At 61.4% G+C, this 15,730-nt stretch carries 18 protein-coding genes; 3 read left to right on the plus strand and 15 right to left on the minus strand.

Annotated features, from left to right (window positions below; genetic code table 11):
* Positions 1-9: 9 nt before the first annotated feature.
* The 3 genes from P9292_RS24480 to P9292_RS24490 form a co-directional block, all read right to left on the minus strand.
* A complete protein-coding gene (locus tag P9292_RS24480) occupies positions 10-1,017 on the minus strand; it encodes an SIS domain-containing protein (protein WP_309964163.1) in 1,008 nt (335 codons plus the stop codon).
* The gene (gene nagA, locus P9292_RS24485) at positions 1,010-2,113 is read right to left on the minus strand and encodes an N-acetylglucosamine-6-phosphate deacetylase (RefSeq protein WP_309961646.1); all 1,104 of its coding nucleotides are present in this window, start codon (positions 2,111-2,113) and stop codon (positions 1,010-1,012) included. Before nagA ends, P9292_RS24480 begins: the two co-directional genes overlap by 8 nt.
* Positions 2,114-2,270: 157 nt before the next feature.
* A complete protein-coding gene (locus P9292_RS24490) occupies positions 2,271-3,005 on the minus strand; it encodes a GntR family transcriptional regulator (RefSeq protein WP_309961648.1) in 735 nt (244 codons plus the stop codon).
* A 450-nt stretch (positions 3,006-3,455) separates the two neighbouring features.
* Between P9292_RS24490 and P9292_RS24495 the strand changes: the two genes are divergently transcribed.
* On the plus strand, positions 3,456-4,265 hold the full coding sequence (locus tag P9292_RS24495) for a helix-turn-helix domain-containing GNAT family N-acetyltransferase (protein WP_309961650.1): 810 nt from the start codon (positions 3,456-3,458) through the stop codon (positions 4,263-4,265).
* Positions 4,266-4,489: 224 nt separating this feature from the next.
* Here P9292_RS24495 and P9292_RS24500 read toward each other — a convergent pair whose 3' ends face one another.
* Entirely contained in the window at positions 4,490-5,302 is an 813-nt protein-coding gene (locus P9292_RS24500) for a MetQ/NlpA family ABC transporter substrate-binding protein (protein ID WP_250462812.1), read from the minus strand.
* A gap of 201 nt (positions 5,303-5,503) precedes the next feature.
* On the opposite strand from P9292_RS24500, the gene P9292_RS24505 reads away from it, so the two are divergent.
* Positions 5,504-5,800, plus strand: a complete 297-nt coding sequence (locus P9292_RS24505) for a YciI family protein (protein WP_250491726.1) — start codon at positions 5,504-5,506, stop codon at positions 5,798-5,800.
* A gap of 48 nt (positions 5,801-5,848) precedes the next feature.
* On the opposite strand, the gene P9292_RS24510 is transcribed toward P9292_RS24505, so the two are convergent.
* Genes P9292_RS24510 through P9292_RS24530 form a run of 5 tightly spaced genes read right to left on the minus strand, consistent with a single transcriptional unit; the run spans position 5,849 to position 9,948 of the window.
* Positions 5,849-6,451, minus strand: a complete 603-nt coding sequence (locus P9292_RS24510) for an SCO family protein (protein ID WP_250525329.1) — start codon at positions 6,449-6,451, stop codon at positions 5,849-5,851.
* Positions 6,448-7,353: a heme o synthase gene (gene cyoE / locus P9292_RS24515; protein ID WP_244826887.1), complete on the minus strand. Its 906-nt coding sequence runs from the start codon at positions 7,351-7,353 to the stop codon at positions 6,448-6,450. Before cyoE ends, P9292_RS24510 begins: the two co-directional genes overlap by 4 nt.
* 9 nt (positions 7,354-7,362) lie before the next feature.
* Positions 7,363-8,472 (minus strand): COX15/CtaA family protein, encoded by a 1,110-nt coding sequence (locus P9292_RS24520; RefSeq protein WP_309961653.1) that lies wholly within the window; start codon positions 8,470-8,472, stop codon positions 7,363-7,365.
* A gap of 37 nt (positions 8,473-8,509) precedes the next feature.
* Positions 8,510-9,142, minus strand: a complete 633-nt coding sequence (locus P9292_RS24525; protein ID WP_309961655.1) for a cytochrome C oxidase subunit I — start codon at positions 9,140-9,142, stop codon at positions 8,510-8,512.
* 50 nt (positions 9,143-9,192) lie between these two features.
* Positions 9,193-9,948 carry an SURF1 family protein gene (locus P9292_RS24530; RefSeq protein WP_309961656.1) on the minus strand — a complete coding sequence of 252 codons (756 nt, stop codon included), beginning with the start codon at positions 9,946-9,948 and terminating at the stop codon, positions 9,193-9,195.
* A 123-nt stretch (positions 9,949-10,071) separates the two neighbouring features.
* On the opposite strand from P9292_RS24530, the gene P9292_RS24535 reads away from it, so the two are divergent.
* The gene (locus P9292_RS24535; protein WP_244826883.1) at positions 10,072-10,281 is read left to right on the plus strand and encodes a twin transmembrane helix small protein; all 210 of its coding nucleotides are present in this window, start codon (positions 10,072-10,074) and stop codon (positions 10,279-10,281) included.
* A 170-nt stretch (positions 10,282-10,451) separates the two neighbouring features.
* Here P9292_RS24535 and P9292_RS24540 read toward each other — a convergent pair whose 3' ends face one another.
* From P9292_RS24540 to coxB, 6 genes are all read right to left on the minus strand, one after another.
* A complete protein-coding gene (locus P9292_RS24540; protein WP_244826882.1) occupies positions 10,452-11,309 on the minus strand; it encodes a cytochrome c oxidase subunit 3 in 858 nt (285 codons plus the stop codon).
* Positions 11,310-11,385: 76 nt separating this feature from the next.
* On the minus strand, positions 11,386-11,616 hold the full coding sequence (locus tag P9292_RS24545) for a DUF2970 domain-containing protein (RefSeq protein ID WP_244826881.1): 231 nt from the start codon (positions 11,614-11,616) through the stop codon (positions 11,386-11,388).
* A gap of 5 nt (positions 11,617-11,621) precedes the next feature.
* Positions 11,622-12,191, minus strand: a complete 570-nt coding sequence (locus P9292_RS24550) for a cytochrome c oxidase assembly protein (protein WP_244826880.1) — start codon at positions 12,189-12,191, stop codon at positions 11,622-11,624.
* A 9-nt stretch (positions 12,192-12,200) separates the two neighbouring features.
* A complete protein-coding gene (locus tag P9292_RS24555; RefSeq protein WP_244826879.1) occupies positions 12,201-12,341 on the minus strand; it encodes a cytochrome oxidase small assembly protein in 141 nt (46 codons plus the stop codon).
* Between the two features lie 66 nt (positions 12,342-12,407).
* Positions 12,408-14,021 carry a cytochrome c oxidase subunit I gene (ctaD, locus tag P9292_RS24560; RefSeq protein WP_309961657.1) on the minus strand — a complete coding sequence of 538 codons (1,614 nt, stop codon included), beginning with the start codon at positions 14,019-14,021 and terminating at the stop codon, positions 12,408-12,410.
* A gap of 100 nt (positions 14,022-14,121) precedes the next feature.
* Positions 14,122-15,720, minus strand: coding sequence for a cytochrome c oxidase subunit II (gene coxB, locus P9292_RS24565; protein ID WP_244826877.1), 1,599 nt, complete (start codon positions 15,718-15,720; stop codon positions 14,122-14,124).
* Positions 15,721-15,730: the final 10 nt, after the last annotated feature.

Consider the following 15,730-nt stretch of genomic DNA (forward strand, 5'->3'; position numbering starts at 1 on the left):
CTTACTCGCTTAGTGGGTTTCGGTGACCTTGTTCAGGTGGCGCGGCGCGTCGGGATTGCGCCCGCGCGCGGCGGCCAGACCCGCGGCCATCACATAGAACGAAAGGATTGCGGCGATCGGATCGAGCGCCGGGTGATTAGTGGCGACGAGCGGCAATTCCGCGCCGGGCACGTCGGCAGGCGCCGCGAGCAGCACGCGTGCGCCGCGTGCGCGCATGTCGGCCGCCAGTTGAATCAAGCCTGCCTGCTCCGGCCCGCGCGGGGCGAACACGAGCAGCGGATAGTCCTTGTCGATGATCTCCATCGGACCATGACGCACTTCGGCGCTGGAGAACGCTTCCGCCTGAATGCCGGAGGTTTCCTTAAGCTTGAGCGCAGCTTCCTGCGCGATAGCGAGACCGAGACCACGGCCGATCACGATCATGCGATCGACGTTCGTGAGTTCGTTCACAGCACGCGTCCAGTCGAGCTTGCCCGCCGCGCGCAAGGCGTCCGGCAACGACTCGAGCGCGTCGAGCAGTTCGGTATCGCGTTGAACATGCGCGACGACGATGGCCGAGAGCGACAGCATGGCGATATAGCTCTTGGTTGCCGCCACCGACAATTCCGGCCCGGCGAAAAGCGGCAGATACCACTCGCACGTTTTTTCCAGCGGGGAGTTCGCGACATTGACGGCAGCAACGGTGAACGCGCCCGCATCGCGCAACGCCTGCATCGTGCCGACGAGATCGGGGCTCTTGCCCGACTGCGAGAACGCGACCGCGAGCTGGCCCGACACGCGCAGCGGTGCCTGTTGAAGCGTCGCCACGGACATGGGCAGCGAAGCAACCGGCACGCCGATGCGGCTCATCGTCAGGCTTGCGAAATAACTGGCGGCGTGGTCGGAACTGCCGCGCGCAACGGTGAGCGCGACATGGCGCGGCTGCTCGGCGAGCTTGACCGCGAGCGCTTCGATGCGCGAGGTATCGGCGAGCTGGGCCGCGACGACGTCGGCGGACTCCAAGGCCTCGTTAAGCATATTCGACAATTGATTCTCCTTCGACATACGTGGCGCTCAGCGCGAGTTCCCGGTCGAGCACGACGAGATCGGCCCATGCGCCACGCGCGATGCGGCCGCGATCTTCGAGTCCGAGGTAATCGGCGGGAAAGCGTGACAAACGGTTCGAGACGTCCGCGAGCGGAATGCCCAGCGAGACGAGATTGCGCAGCGCCTGGTCCATGGTCAGCGTGCTGCCGGCGAGCGTGCCGTCCGCGAGACGCACGCCGCCCATGCACTTGGTGACGTGCTGGCTGCCAAGGCGGTATTCGCCGTCCGGCATGCCGGCCGCCGAGGTGCTGTCGGTAACGACGTAAAGGCGCGGAATTGCGCGCATCGCGGCGCGAATCGCGCCCGGATGAACGTGCAGCAAATCCGGGATCAGTTCCGCGTACTCGGCGTGCGCGAGCGCGGCGCCTACCATGCCCGGATCGCGATGATGCAGCGGCGACATCGCGTTGAAGAGATGCGTGAAACCGCGCGCGCCGTGCTTGAGCGCATTGACGGCGTCATCGTAAGTGCCGAGCGAATGACCGAGCTGCACGCGCACGCCGCGCGAGGCGAGTTCGGAAATGATCTCTAGATGCCCGGAGATTTCCGGCGCGATGGTCACGACGCGAATGGGCGCGAGCGACAAATATTCGAGCACTTCGTCGCGCACCGCGACGGCCGCGGCGTCCGGCTGCGCGCCGAGCTTGCCGGGATTGATATACGGCCCTTCGAGATGCACGCCGAGCATGCGCGCGCCGCTTGCGGCTCGGTGCTTCGCCTGCTCGCCCAAGCCCGCGAGAACTTGCAGGAGTTCGTCGCGCGGCGCGGTCATCGTGGTGGCGAGCAGGCCCGTGGTGCCGTGTTGAGCGTGTTGCCGCGCGACGGTATCGGCTGCGTCGCCGCCTTCCATGATGTCGCGCCCGCCGCCGCCATGCACGTGCAGGTCGATGAAGCCGGGCAGGATATACGGCGCGTCGTTCGTGGAGGGATCGGCGATATGACCTTCCAGCGCCGTCACCCGACCGTTTTCGAAGCGAAGCGAACCGTTGATCCAGCCATCGGTCGTGAGTATGTTTCCTTTCAGCATGAAGTTCTCTGGAAGTGCGCTATGCATGATGAGGTTCAGTGCCATCCGCGCCTTGCTGCGAGCAGGCCTGTTCGCTGGCCCCGTGTGACCGGCGAACGTGCGGTGGCGGCTTTCGGGTCCTCTCGTTCTGATCTTGCTGCTTCTGCTTTCCCGCTTTTTATCGATGCAATTCCGCGACGAAGTCGTAGTAGTCGTCGCGGCAATACGTGTCCGTCAGTTCGATGGCGCGCTGCTCCGCCGAGTAGCCGATACGGGTGATCACGAGCAGCGCCGCGCGCGGCGCGATGCCCATCAGCCGCGCAATCTCGGCTCCGGCGTTGACCGCGCGAAAGTGCTGCAACGCGCGCACCACCGACTGCCCGCGCGCTTCGAGATAGCAATACAGCGACGCGCCGATCTCGAACGGCTCCGGAACGACGGACACCGGTAACGCCGAATGTTCGACCGCCATGACGATGCCGTTCGCGCGGCGAAGTCTGCCGAGACTCGCGACCGATGCGCCCGGCGCGAGCCCGAGACGGACGGTTTCATCGCGACTCGCTACGCGCACGTCACGCCGGAGCCACACCGAGTCAGGTGCGAAACCGCGCTGTTCCATCTTCTTCGTGAAGCCCGTCAGCACCGACAGTGGATCTTGCGTGCGCGGCGTGATGAAACTGCCTGCGCCGCGTACTCGCCGAATGAGCCCGCGCTCGACGAGCAAAGCCAACGCCTTTCGCGCGGTGATACGCGAAACCCCGACCGCTTCCGACAACGTGCGCTCCGCTGGCAACGCCTCACCTGCATTCCAGGCGCCGCGCTGAATAGCTGCAGCAAGACGCGTGGCGAGCTGCAGATACAGCGGCGTGGGACTCGACGCATCGGGCGCCAACTCCCGCAAGCGTCCATTCATGGAGGTCTCTGCAGGGCTCGAATTGGAGCCCATTATATAACCAACATAATACCAGTCAAACCTTCTGCCTCACTTGATGCCAACAGGCAATAACATCGCAAAATCAATGGTTTATAACAACAATAACTTGAACAACTTGGAGACGACAGCCATCGGGATTTACCCTCATGTCAAGCCCAAAACTACAAAATGGTCTACATATCGACGGGCGCTTAAAATCAGGCTATTTGGCAATAGCACGATCGTTCTTTCTTTGGCACAATGGTGCAATTGGTTCGGAATCGCAACTAATTAAATAATAAAACTGATTATTGAGAGAGATAAAAGTCGATGGGCTCTTCAGATCCGAGTCGAGCGGTAGACGTCGTCAGACGCTTTAATCGCTTCTTCGCTCGCCATGCGGGCGCCTTGCACGAGCGGCTTCACAAAAGCCACTTTTCCCTAACGGAGGTGCGCATCCTCCACGAACTTGCGCACGATCGCGCACGCACCGCAGCTGACTTATCGCGCAATCTGGGCCTGGACACAGGCTACCTGAGCAGGCTGCTCACCAACTTCCAGAAGCTCGGGCTTATTGTGCGCGGCAAGAACGAATCCGACGGCCGCGCGCATCTGCTCACCATTACAGCGGACGCGCGAGCCAAGGTCGACGAGATCGACCTGCATGTCTCGGCCGAAGCGGCCACTCTGCTCAGTCGGCTCACAGCCGGCGAGATCGAGCAGTTATCCAATGCAATGATCGACATCGAGCGGCTGCTCAGTCCTCATCATGGCGAAGGCCACAACACGCGTTTGCGCAGCCCTCGCCGTGGCGACTTCGGCTGGATCGTCGAGCGTCACGCGCATCTGGAATCATCCGACCGTGCGGCCCATTCAAACGAAGCCTATTCGGCGAAAGTCGTCGCGCGTTTTCTCGGCGCCGTGCAGAGTGGAACGCCACGCATTGCTTGCTGGGTGGCGGAACGTGAAGGCGCCGCGCGCGTCGGCGCGGCGCTCTTAAGCGCGCAGTCGGAGAAAGAGGCGCGCATCGAGTTGTTGTTCGTCGAACCGGGCGCGCGTCGGCGGGGCTTGGGCGTGCAACTCGTATCCGCCTGTACGAACTTCGCGCATGGCGCGGGCTACGATAACGTGATCTGCCGGATGCCAATGGTGCATGAGGACCTGTGCGCGCTATTCAAACGCACTGGCTTCACGGCGAAGCAGGATGGCGATTCGGGTGTGATCTGGCATCGCGAGCTTCGGCGTGTTTATGCGGACTGAGGGCTGATTTCGCTCGCTCGTCGTGTCGCTTCAGATGAAGAGAGACGGCAGCGAGCATTCAGTCACGTCGCGCCATGTGAAAGGAGGCGATACGCACGTTATCGGCGTGGTAATGCTTCGAGATGTTTGCGTGGACCGAGTGCTGGCATAGCCCTCGGTCCCAAAGGCGTAGGACAGCAAAACGGCGTCCCAAGGGACGCCGTTGGCAAACCGTGCGTTCTCGATCAGAACGAAGGTACAACCGAGCCTTTGAACTCGCTCTTCATGAACTGGCGCACGTCTTCGGACTGATACGCCGCGACCAGCTTCTTCACCCACGGCTGGTCTTTGTCCTTGGCGCGCACGGCAATCAAGTTCGCGTAAGGGCTGTGCACGTCCTCTAGCGCGATAGCGTCCTTGGTCGGCTGCAAGCCCGCCGCCAGCGCGAAGTTCGTATTAATGGCGGCGGCATCGACGTCTGCGAGCGTGCGCGGCAGTTGCGCGGCGTCGAGTTCGAGTAGCTTGACCTTCTTCGGGTTCTCGGCGACATCCAGCGGCGTCGCGCTGTTTCCGTTCACGCCAGCGCCGGCCTTGAGCTTGATCACGCCCTGCGCTTGCAGCAAAAGAAGCGCTCGGTTTTCGTTCGACGGATCGTTCGGCACCGCGACCTTCGCGCCTTGCGGCAGATCCTTCAGCGACTTCAGCTTCTTCGAATACACGCCAAGCGGCGAGATATAGGTCAGTCCCGCATTCACGATCTTGTAGCCGCGCTGCTTCACCTGACTGTCGAGATACGGCTGATGCTGGAAGCTGTTGGCGTCGAGGTCGCCAGCATCGAGTGCGGCGTTCGGCTGAACGTAATCGTTGAACTCGATCACCTTAACGTTGAGGCCTTCGCGCTTCGCGACCTTCTGCACGACTTGCCAGATTTGCGCGTCGGGTCCGCTAATAGTGCCGACCTTGATGACCTTGTCATCGGCATGCGCGGTGACGCTAATGAGATAAGCGGCAGATGCCGCGACGACGGTAAGAGCTTTAAGCAAATTTCTGCGCTGCATGGTGTTCCTGTTTCAATGCGAGGTTGCTGCAAAATTGCCGCTTGAGTGCCCGCGATGGATTCATCGCCCTCGGTCGATGCCAACCGGGAAACGAATGTTCGCACGGCTTTGGTGCGACGGAAAAGACAGAATGTTCATGTCGATATCCGGCTCGCGCTTTGACGTCTAGAATCGCTACAGACCGATTTCTGAGACACCATCATGTACGTGATCAATCTGCGTTATACCGGCGCTCTTGCGGAAATCGACGATGCGCTCGAAGCCCATCGCGAGTATCTGCAGCGCTACTTCGCCGCTGGCGTCTTCGTGATCGCGGGTCCGAAAGTGCCGCGCGAAGGCGGCATCATTCTGGCGTCGGCTATCGAGCGTGAGCGGCTCGACGCGATCATCGCGGAAGATCCGTTCGCGCAGCAGAACTTGGCTCACTACGATGTCACCGAGTTCAAGGCGACACGTCTTGCGCCCGGACTGAAGTTGCCGGAGCCTGCCGCGGAATGAAGAAAGCGGCCCGCAGGCCGCTTTCTCCAAACCAACGATGCGCCGATCTCAGTCGATCAGCAGCTTCAAGTCATGCACCCACGGCTCGACGCCCTGACCGTCGCGCGCGAAAAGACGCAGTTTGCCGTCCTTGTCGAACACGTAGCTCGCGGCGGTGTGATCCATCGTGTAGTCGTCCGCCGTCTTGCCGTTGGACTTCGCGTAGTACACGCGGAAATCCTTCGCGACTTTGGCAAGCTCGGCGTCGTTTGCCGGCCGCAAGCCGACATACGCCGGGTTGAACGCCGTCACGTATTGACCGAGAAGATCGGGCGTGTCGCGCGCGGGATCGACCGTGACCATGAGCACCTGCACGTCCTTCGCTTTACCGCCGAGTTGCTGCAATGCTTGCGAGAGTTCGGCGAGTGTGGTCGGGCAGACATCCGGGCAATGCGTATAGCCGAAAAACAAAACCACGGCCTTGCCTTTGAAGTCACCGAGCGTGCGTGTCTTGCCGCTGGTGTCGGGCAACGAGAAGTCGCTGCCAAACTGCTTGTTGCCCGTGATGTCGAGGTTCTTGAAATCGGGCGCCTTCTCGCATGCAGAGAGCAGCGCCATGCTCGCCAGCGCGAGCAAAAGCGGAGCGAGCATCTTGCGAAAGAACGCCCTCATGCACCGATCACCGTGCGAACGTAATGATCGACCAGAAGCGCGCCGAACAAGAGCGACAGATACACGATCGAATAACGGAAGGTCTTGCGCGCCAGCGCGTCCGAGTAATCGCGATAAATCTTCCACGCGTAACCGAGAAACACCGCGCCCAGCGCAACCGCGCTCGCCAGATAGATCACGCCGCTCATGCCCGAGATGAACGGCATCAGCGTGACCGCGAACAGGATGACCGTGTACAGGAAGATATGCAGACGCGTGTACTGCTCGCCGTGCGTGATAGGCAGCATGGGCAGACCGGCGTTTTCGTAATCCTTCTTGCGATACAGCGCGAGCGCCCAGAAATGCGGCGGCGTCCAGACGAAGATGATGAGCACGAGAATCCACGCGTCGCCGGGAACCGCACCCGTGACGGCCGCCCAACCGAGCGCTGGCGGCATGGCACCCGAAGCGCCACCAATGACGATGTTCTGCGGCGTATAAGGCTTGAGCAACAACGTGTAGATGACGGCGTAGCCCACGAACGTGGCAACCGTCAGCCACATCGTGAGCGGATTGGTGAACGTATAGAGCGTCCACATGCCGATACCGCCGAGCACCGCCGAGAACGTGAGAATCTGCGCGCTCGTGATTTGCCCGCGCGCCGAAGGACGCCACGCGGTGCGACGCATCTTGGCATCGATCTTCTGTTCGACGAGGCAGTTGATGGCGAATGCAGCGCCCGCCAGCAGCCAGATGCCGACCGCGCCACCAATCAAAACGGTCCACGGCACCATGCCGGGCGTGGCGAGGAACATGCCGATGACGGCGCAGAACACGGCAAGCTGCGTGACGCGCGGCTTGGTCAGCGCAATGTATTGCGATACGCGGCTGCCAAGCGGGGAGTGAAGTGTCGTGCTATCCATGATGTGGAGTCACGCTGAAACGACGTCGCGCGCGGGAACCGCGGCGCGGCCGGGACGGCTGGAAGAGATTCGAAAGTTTAGCATAACGAGTAGTAGCAACAGGATGGCAGCCCCGCCATTGTGCGCCACTGCGATAGGCAGCGGCCACTGCAACACGATATTGGACAAACCTGTAATAAATTGAATCAGGATAACGACGAGCACGGCGGTAGCGGGCGTGCGTAGGGACTCGAAACGGCGCAGCATCGCGGCGAGCCAGAGCAGATAAAGCACGACCACTATCGCAAACGTGCGATGCGTCCAATGGATTGCCACCAACGCGTCCTGCGAGATGACGTCGCCGTCGCCGGTCATGCCGAGCGCGCGCCACAAGTGGAAACCGTGTTCAAAGTTCATCGGCGGAATCCATTGGCCATTGCAGAGCGGAAAGTCCGTGCAGGCGAGCACCGCGTAGTTCGTACTGACCCAGCCACCTAGCGCAATCTGCACGACCAGCAACACGATGCCGACGATCGCGGCCGGCATCCATCGCGCGGCGGCCGGGTCGAGCGAGGGAATCGGCGTTTGCCGCGCGGCGAGCCAGCCGAGCGCGGCCAGCAACGCAAGCCCGAGCAAGAGATGCATCGTGACGATGACCGGCTGCAACTTGAGCGTGACGGTCCACGCGCCAAAAGCGCCTTGCAACAGAATGAGCGCGAGGATGCCCGTCGGCCACCACGGCGAAACATGCAGCGCCTTTCGTCTGATGCGCGCGGTCCACGCAATGACGACCTGCGCGATGATCAGCACGCCGATCGCCATCGCAAAGTAGCGATGCAGCATTTCGATCCACGCCTTCATCGGGCTGACCGGACCAGTGGGCATGGCCTGATGCGCGGCCGCGATCTGCGCGTGCGCGATGAACGGCGACGCCGTGCCATAACAGCCCGGCCAGTCGGGACAGCCAAGGCCGGAATCGGTCAGGCGCGTGAAGCCGCCGAACATGATCAGATCGAGCGTCAGAAAAGTGGTTAGCCAGACGAGCTTCCTGAACTTGTTGTCATCGGCCTTGACCCAGACGAACGAGAGCGGCAGCAGCGCAATGCATAGGCCGATCAGACCGAGTTCTAATACAAACATACTTTCACCTTCGTTTTGGTCGTGGCGTCCCGGCGTATCAGCCGATGCGCGACCACTTCAATAGCTTCGCCACGTCCGTGTTGATCCTCTTGGGATCGGGGTCCTTCGGGAAGCGCATCATCAGGTTGCCGTTCGGATCGACGAGATAAATGTGATCCGAAAGCTTCGTGCCGGCGTCCACCGGCAGCCATCCCGAGAGGGCTTGTTCGTTCGTCACGAGCATGCGTGTGTCCGGTTGCGGATACGCGGTTTTGATGACATTCGCGACGGGCTTGTCGTCCGTGCGCAGCCAGACGTTCAGCACGCGCTCGCGCTCGCCCGACTGTAGCGCGCGCACCTGCCGCATGAAATAGAGGCGCTTCACGCACACTTCGTCGCAATCGCTGCCGTTGACGGTGATCATCAGCCACTTGCCTTCGAGCGACTTGAGCGGCACCGGCTGACCTTTTTCATCGGTGACGACGATCTGTTCCGGAATCGGCCGTTGCGGTTCGATCAACGTGCCGTAGCTCGTCGTGCCGCCCGCGGGCTTGACGACGTAGTACATCAGATACGAGGCGATCACCGGCGCCGCGCAGACCAGCGCGAGCAGTACCAGCATCCACCGGCCGCTAATCCAGGAGCCTTTTTTCGCGGGCGGTCGGGTTGTAGTGGTGCGTTGAGCTTGCATGGATTCTCTATTCGGTCGATGCCACGTTCATCGGACGCGGCATCATGGGTTCATGCTTCTTTCGCGGCCTCGTCGTCGGCGGCTTCGTCGGCGGCGGCCGGGTCGCTGTCTTTCCTCGCGGCGCGCCGTGCGGCATACAAGCCGAAGGCGATGGCCGCTGCCGACATGCCCCACCACTGGAACATGTAGCCGTAGTTGCGATCGACGCCAAGCGTGGCCGCCGGCCAGTCGCGCACGAGCTTGTCGGCGGTGGCGCTCGTCTGTTGAATCACGAACGGCTGAAACGCGAGCCCGGTTTCCGCCGCATACGAGGCGACGTTCAGGTTTTGCCGGATCTGCTGACGCGCAGCGGAGCCGCCGCTGCCGAGCTCGAACGCCTCCGATGCATTCGAGCGCGCGATGCCCTTCACGTCCACGATGCCTTTCGGCGTCTCATAGGGCTCGATGCCCGTACGGTCCGCCATGTTGCGCGGCAGCCATCCGCGATTCACGAGCACGTAGCCGCCGCCCTCGAGTTTAAGCGGCATCACGACATAAAAGCCCGGCTGGTCGTTATACGGACGATTGTCCAAATAGACGACGCGCTCCGGCATGAACTCGCCGCGCGCCTCGACGCGATGGAATTCGATCGACTTGAGCGGCAACGGATCGACACTCACGCGTCGTGCGGGCGCATTCTCGAACGCGACGATCTGCGCGTTCAGCGCTTCCTTCTGATGCGCGCGGTCGCGCTGCCAGAAGCCGAGCCGCAGAGTGATTGCGACGACGATCAGGATCAGCACCGTGGGCCAGAGGCGGATTTTCATGCCGCACGCTCCGGAACCGACGCCGCACGCACCGATTCATCGAGTGCGATAATGAGATGACTCGTTTTCATATTGCTCACGGCGTTTCGCGAGCGGTCGATGCAACTATCGCAGGCTGGTTTCATGCACATCATCGTTGCTATTGCATTCATCCTCATCATTGGCAGCCTGGGCTCGGCCCTGTACTTCATGATGACCGATAAAGGTCAGACGAAGCGCATGGTGTGGTCGCTCGCCACGCGCGTCGGGCTGTCCATTTCGCTCTTCCTGTTCATCCTGTTTGCGCACTGGATGGGCTGGATTCAATCGACCGGCATTCCGCTCGGACGATAACGCGTCTCGAAGGTTTCCCACGCGGGACCGATTGTCGCGGCGCGACACAATCGCGCGCATTCACTCACTTCCCAAAACAAAACGCCGCCCGCGAAGGTCGAGGGCGGCGTGGCATGTCTTGCGTGACAGCGTGCGCGCCGAAACGGCGCGCCCTCGCTCGAAGCAAACGCTTACAGCCAGTAGACGACGACGTACAGCCCGAGCCACACGACGTCGACGAAGTGCCAGTACCACGCGGCGCCCTCGAAGGCGAAGTGATGTTCCGCGGTGAAGTGGCCGCGAATCAGGCGCACGCATACGACCGCGAGCATGGTGCCGCCAAGGAACACGTGAAAACCGTGGAAGCCGGTGAGGAGGAAAAACGTCGAGCCGTACACACCAGACGAAAGCGTCAGGTTCAGTTCGTTGTAGGCGTGGAAGTATTCGTAGCCCTGGCAAAACAGGAAGATCACGCCCAGCGCGACTGTCGCAGCCAGCCAGATGATGGCCTTTCGGCGATGATCTTCACGCAGCGCATGGTGAGCCACCGTGAGCGTCGCGCCCGAGGAAAGCAAGAGCGCCGTGTTGATGGTCGGCAGCGGCCACGGCACCATCGAGCGGAAATGCGGCACCAGCGCAGCCGGGCCGTTGTTCGGCCACACGGCGGTGAAGTCCGGCCAGATCAGCTTGTAATCAAGGCTGCCGAGTTCGTGCATGGCGATGGCGCGCGCATAAAACAGCGCGCCGAAAAACGCCGCGAAGAACATGACTTCGGAGAAGATGAACCAGCTCATGCTCCAGCGATACGACACGTCGACGTTCTTGCCGTACATGCCGCCTTCGGATTCGGAGATGGCGTCGCCGAACCAATGCCACAGCACGAACAGCAGAAACAGCAGGCCGACGAACGTGGTGGCAGGCGCCCACGAATGACCGTTCACCCACGCCGCCAGCGAGGACAGCATCACCAGCAAACCGCACGCAGCCATGATCGGATGGCGTGACGGATGCGGCACGAAATAGTACGGGCTCTCGTTTTGACCGCTCATTTGATTCTCCACTTCGATCCAGTTGCTTGAGTTTTCTTGTATCGCCGCGCGTTCGACCGCTCGCCCGACGTTTCGTCTATCCGACTACCGCGCGCACCACCAGCAGCAATACGACGATGAACACCACCGCGCCGATCACCCCCGCCGCGATCAGATGCAGCGGCTTCAACTGCGCGGCGTCGTTTTCTAGATCCGCCCGGCGGCGCACGCCGAAGAACGACCAGAACACCGCCTTCACGAGCTTCAGGAAACCGCCGCCATTGCGTCCGTCACGTCCATTGCGTCCATTTCGTGCTTCTGGGTTCATGATCATCACGTTCCCTTGGCCGCGGGTTTCGGTGTGTCGAGTTCGAAGAACGTGTACGACAGCGTGATCGTCTTGACGTCCTTCGGCAGCTTCGGGTCCACGACGAACACCACCGGCATGCGCTTCGTCTCGTTGGGCCCGAGCGTCTGCTGCGTGAAGCAGAAGCATTCGATCTTCTTGAAGTACTCGGTGGCCTGCTTCGGCGCATAGCTCGGAATGGCCTGCGCCTTCACCGTGCGGCCTTGCTCGTTGGTCACCTGGTACATCACCGTCATCACTTCGCCGGGGTGAATGTCGAGACTGTTCTGCTCCGGCTTGAACTGCAGCGGACCGCGCGCGTTCGCATCGAACTCGATGGAAATCGTGCGGCTCGCGTCGACCTGCGTGTTCTTCGCCTCGCGCGCGCTCGCATCGCGCTGCACGAGATTGTTGATGCCGGTGATCTGGCAAATTGCCTTGTACATCGGCACCAGGGCGAAGCCGAAGCCGAACATCATCGCGGCCACGACGAAGAGCTTCACCAGCATCGACCGATTGAACGACCGGTCGACTTGAGAATCATCCTGAGTGGACACTTGGCTTTCCTACCCTCGCGACAACAGGTATTGCCTGACGACGATACCCAGAAAGAAGACGGCGGCAATCAACATCATGATCAAACCGAGCCGCTTGTTGCCCGCGCGGATTTCTTCGGGCGAACGTCTTTTTTGTGGATTCGGGGCCATGCTTCCTTTGATCTTTGTGACTGCAAGGCTTCGGAGCGAAGCCTTGCAGCCTTCGAAACCAGACTATTATTCGACCGTCGGCGGTTGCTCGAAGGTATGGAACGGCGCCGGGCTCGGCACGGTCCATTCCAGTCCTTCCGCGCCATCCCACGGCTTGTCGCCTGCCTTTTCCAGCTCACCACCGCCGCGATACGTCGGCAGCGCGACCGCGAACAGGAAGTACACCTGCGCGAGACCGAATCCGAACGCACCGATGGTCGCAACCTGGTTGAAGTCCGTGAACTGCGCCGGGTAATCCGCATAGCGACGCGGCATGCCCGCGAGACCCAGGAAGTGCATCGGGAAGAAGGTGATGTTGAAGAAGATCAGCGACGCCCAGAAGTGGATCTTGCCGCGCATCTCGTTATACATCCAGCCAGTCCACTTAGGCGCCCAGTAGTACCAGCCCGCGAACAGCGCGAAAAGCGAACCCGCCACCAGCACGTAGTGGAAGTGCGCCACCACGTAGTAAGTGCCGTGCATCTGGATGTCGAGCGGGGCCATGGAGAGGATCAGGCCCGTGAAGCCGCCCATCGTGAACACGAACAGGAAGCCGATTGCAAAGAGCATCGGCGTCTCGAAGGTCAGCGCGCCGCGCCACATCGTCGCGACCCAGTTGAACACCTTCACGCCCGTCGGAACGGCGATCAGCATGGTCGCATACATGAAGAACAGCTGGCCCGTCACCGGCATGCCCGTGGCGAACATGTGGTGCGCCCAGACCATGAACGAGAGAATCGCGATCGACGACGTGGCGTACACCATCGAGCTATAGCCGAAAAGCGGCTTGCGCGAGAACGCCGGAATCACCTGCGAGACGATCCCGAACGCCGGCAAGATCATGATGTAGACCTCGGGGTGTCCGAAGAACCAGAAGATATGCTGGTACATGACCGGATCGCCGCCGCCCGCCGCATTGAAGAACGACGTGCCGAAGTGACGGTCGAACAGCACCATGGTGATGGCGCCTGCCAGAACCGGCATCACGGCGATCAGGAGGTACGCGGTGATGAGCCACGTCCATGCGAACATCGGCATCTTCATGAGCGTCATGCCGGGCGCGCGCATGTTCAGGATCGTCACGACGATGTTGATGCCGCCCATGATCGACGACGCACCCATGAGGTGGACCGCGAAGATGGCGAAGTCCATGCCCGGGCCCATCTGCGTGGAAAGCGGCGCGTAAAGCGTCCAGCCCGCTGCGGTCGCGCCGCCCGGCACGAAGAACGAGCCGACCAGCAGAACCGCGGCGACCGGCAGGAGCCAGAAGCTGAAGTTGTTCATGCGCGCGAACGCCATGTCCGACGCGCCGATCTGCAGCGGCACCATCCAGTTCGCGAAGCCGACGAACGCCGGCATGATCGCGCCGAACACCATGATGAGGCCGTGCATGGTGGTCAACTGGTTGAAGAACTCGGGACGCATGATCTGCAGTCCCGGCTCGAACAGCTCGGCACGAATGCCAAGCGCCATCACGCCTCCGGAGAGGAACATGATGAAGGAGAACAACAGGTACAGCGTCCCGATGTCCTTGTGGTTGGTGGCGAAAAGCCACCGGCGCCAGCCATGCGGCAACTCGTGCGCATGGTCGTCGTGCGCGTGGTCGTGACCCGCGGCTACATCGTGTCCGATGCTAGACATGACAATCATCTCCTAAAGCAAATACTCGGGGCACTTGGCTATGAAGCGGACCTTTCCGTGGCTCGCAGTGTTGCGATGAGGGAAAGGTGCGCTCGTCAGGTCAAGCAGCCGGACTGATTTCTACGCGACGGGCTTCCTTCGCATCCGTGCCGCCCGTGACGGACTCGGGCTTTTTCAACACGATACGATCTTCCGATACACCTGCTGCCTTCAACGCGTCGCGCACGGCTTGCGCGCGTTGCTTGGCAAGTTCCGCGTTCAGGTCTGCGCCGCCGGAGGCATCCGTGAAGCCGGAAATAGCGAGCTTCGCTTCGGGATGCGCCTTGGCATAGGCCGCTGCGGCCTGAACCGCGTCGTTGGCTTCCGCGGGCAGCGTGCTCTTGCCCGTTTCGAAATAGATGCTCGCGGGCAGATTGGCGCTCGCCGTTGCCTCGGCACCGGACGCCGCCGCAGCCGGCGCCGCGCTTGCGGCTTCGGGCGTTGCCGCAGCCGCTGTCTTTTGACCGCCGCCTTCGGGCATCTTGCCATTGCGCGCGTCGGCAACTTGCTTCGGCTGCAGAATGTCGCCCGTATGGTTGCCCCAGGTATTGCGCTCGTAAGTGATGACCGATGCGATCTCGACATCGTTGAGCGTACTCTGCCACGGCGGCATGGCGCCCTTGCCGTGCAGCACGATGCTCACGTGGTCCGCGATCGGGCCGTTGGCAACCTTGCTGCCGTCGAGCGCCGGGAACGGACCGCCGCCCTTGCCGGTCGGCTGGTGGCAAACCGCGCAGTTCGACGCGTAGACTGCCGCGCCGCGCGTCTTCAGCTCGTCCATCGTGTAGGTCTTGTTGGGATCGTCGGCGGATGCGGCCAGTTTCTTCTTTTGCGTGTCGACCCACTTCGCGTAGTCGTCGGCGGAAAGCACTTCGACGACCACCGGCATGTACGCGTGTTCCTTGCCGCAAAGTTCGGTACAGAAGCCACGGAAAGTACCGATTTTCTCGGCCTTGAACCAGGTGTCGCGCACGAAGCCGGGAATGGCGTCCTGCTTCACGCCGAAGGCCGGCACATACCACGAGTGAACGACGTCGTTCGCTGTGGTGATGATGCGAATTTTCTTGTCGACCGGCACGACGAGCGGATTGTCCACTTCCTGCAGGTACAACTCGGAAATCGGCTTCTGGCCGTTCACTTCGCTACGCGGCGTGGTGAGCGTGGAGAGGAAGCTGATGCCCTCGCCCGGACCCTTCACGTAGTCGTAGCCCCATTTCCATTGGTAGCCGGTGACTTTGACGGTGAGGTCGGCGTTGCTGGTGTCCTTCATTGCGACGACGGCCTTGGTCGCCGGCAGCGCCATCAACACGACGATGACGAACGGCACGATCGTCCAGATGATTTCGACCGTGGTGCTTTCGTGGAAGTTAGCGGGCTTGTGGCCTTTGGACTTGCGGTGCGCAATGAGCGAATAGAACATCACCCCGAACACGCCAAGAAAAATGACGAGACAGATGATGAGCATGAACGTATGGAGGCCGTAGAGCTCCTCGGCGATCTTCGTCACTGGCGGCTGAAAGTTCAGCTCGTTTACAGCTGGGCCGCCAGGACTGTCGTTGACCGCCAGGGCTACGCCGGCGTTCAGCAGTGCGCCTGCCGCCAGCACGCCCGAGAGGGCTCGCTTGATTGTTTTCATAGCATCCTTACCCAAAATTTCCATTCAAACCCTC

Origin of the sequence: Caballeronia sp. LZ001 (genome assembly GCF_031450875.1) — a bacterium.
In the GTDB taxonomy this organism is placed as follows: domain Bacteria; phylum Pseudomonadota; class Gammaproteobacteria; order Burkholderiales; family Burkholderiaceae; genus Caballeronia.

Excerpts from the sequence above, each read along its gene's own strand:
- P9292_RS24520 (WP_309961653.1), bottom strand. The coding sequence starts at position 8,472 with ATGTTTGTATTAGAACTCGGTCTGATCGGCCTATGCATTGCGCTGCTG.
- P9292_RS24530 (WP_309961656.1), bottom strand. The coding sequence starts at position 9,948 with ATGAAAATCCGCCTCTGGCCCACGGTGCTGATCCTGATCGTCGTCGCA.
- P9292_RS24505 (WP_250491726.1), top strand. The coding sequence starts at position 5,504 with ATGTACGTGATCAATCTGCGTTATACCGGCGCTCTTGCGGAAATCGAC.
- P9292_RS24545 (WP_244826881.1), bottom strand. The coding sequence starts at position 11,616 with ATGAACCCAGAAGCACGAAATGGACGCAATGGACGTGACGGACGCAAT.
- nagA (WP_309961646.1), bottom strand. The coding sequence starts at position 2,113 with ATGCTGAAAGGAAACATACTCACGACCGATGGCTGGATCAACGGTTCG.
- P9292_RS24540 (WP_244826882.1), bottom strand. The coding sequence starts at position 11,309 with ATGAGCGGTCAAAACGAGAGCCCGTACTATTTCGTGCCGCATCCGTCA.
- cyoE (WP_244826887.1), bottom strand. The coding sequence starts at position 7,353 with ATGGATAGCACGACACTTCACTCCCCGCTTGGCAGCCGCGTATCGCAA.
- P9292_RS24510 (WP_250525329.1), bottom strand. The coding sequence starts at position 6,451 with ATGAGGGCGTTCTTTCGCAAGATGCTCGCTCCGCTTTTGCTCGCGCTG.
- ctaD (WP_309961657.1), bottom strand. The coding sequence starts at position 14,021 with ATGTCTAGCATCGGACACGATGTAGCCGCGGGTCACGACCACGCGCAC.
- coxB (WP_244826877.1), bottom strand. The coding sequence starts at position 15,720 with ATGGAAATTTTGGGTAAGGATGCTATGAAAACAATCAAGCGAGCCCTC.
- P9292_RS24535 (WP_244826883.1), top strand. The coding sequence starts at position 10,072 with ATGCACATCATCGTTGCTATTGCATTCATCCTCATCATTGGCAGCCTG.
- P9292_RS24490 (WP_309961648.1), bottom strand. The coding sequence starts at position 3,005 with ATGAATGGACGCTTGCGGGAGTTGGCGCCCGATGCGTCGAGTCCCACG.
- P9292_RS24480 (WP_309964163.1), bottom strand. The coding sequence starts at position 1,017 with ATGCTTAACGAGGCCTTGGAGTCCGCCGACGTCGTCGCGGCCCAGCTC.
- P9292_RS24500 (WP_250462812.1), bottom strand. The coding sequence starts at position 5,302 with ATGCAGCGCAGAAATTTGCTTAAAGCTCTTACCGTCGTCGCGGCATCT.
- P9292_RS24555 (WP_244826879.1), bottom strand. The coding sequence starts at position 12,341 with ATGGCCCCGAATCCACAAAAAAGACGTTCGCCCGAAGAAATCCGCGCG.
- P9292_RS24525 (WP_309961655.1), bottom strand. The coding sequence starts at position 9,142 with ATGCAAGCTCAACGCACCACTACAACCCGACCGCCCGCGAAAAAAGGC.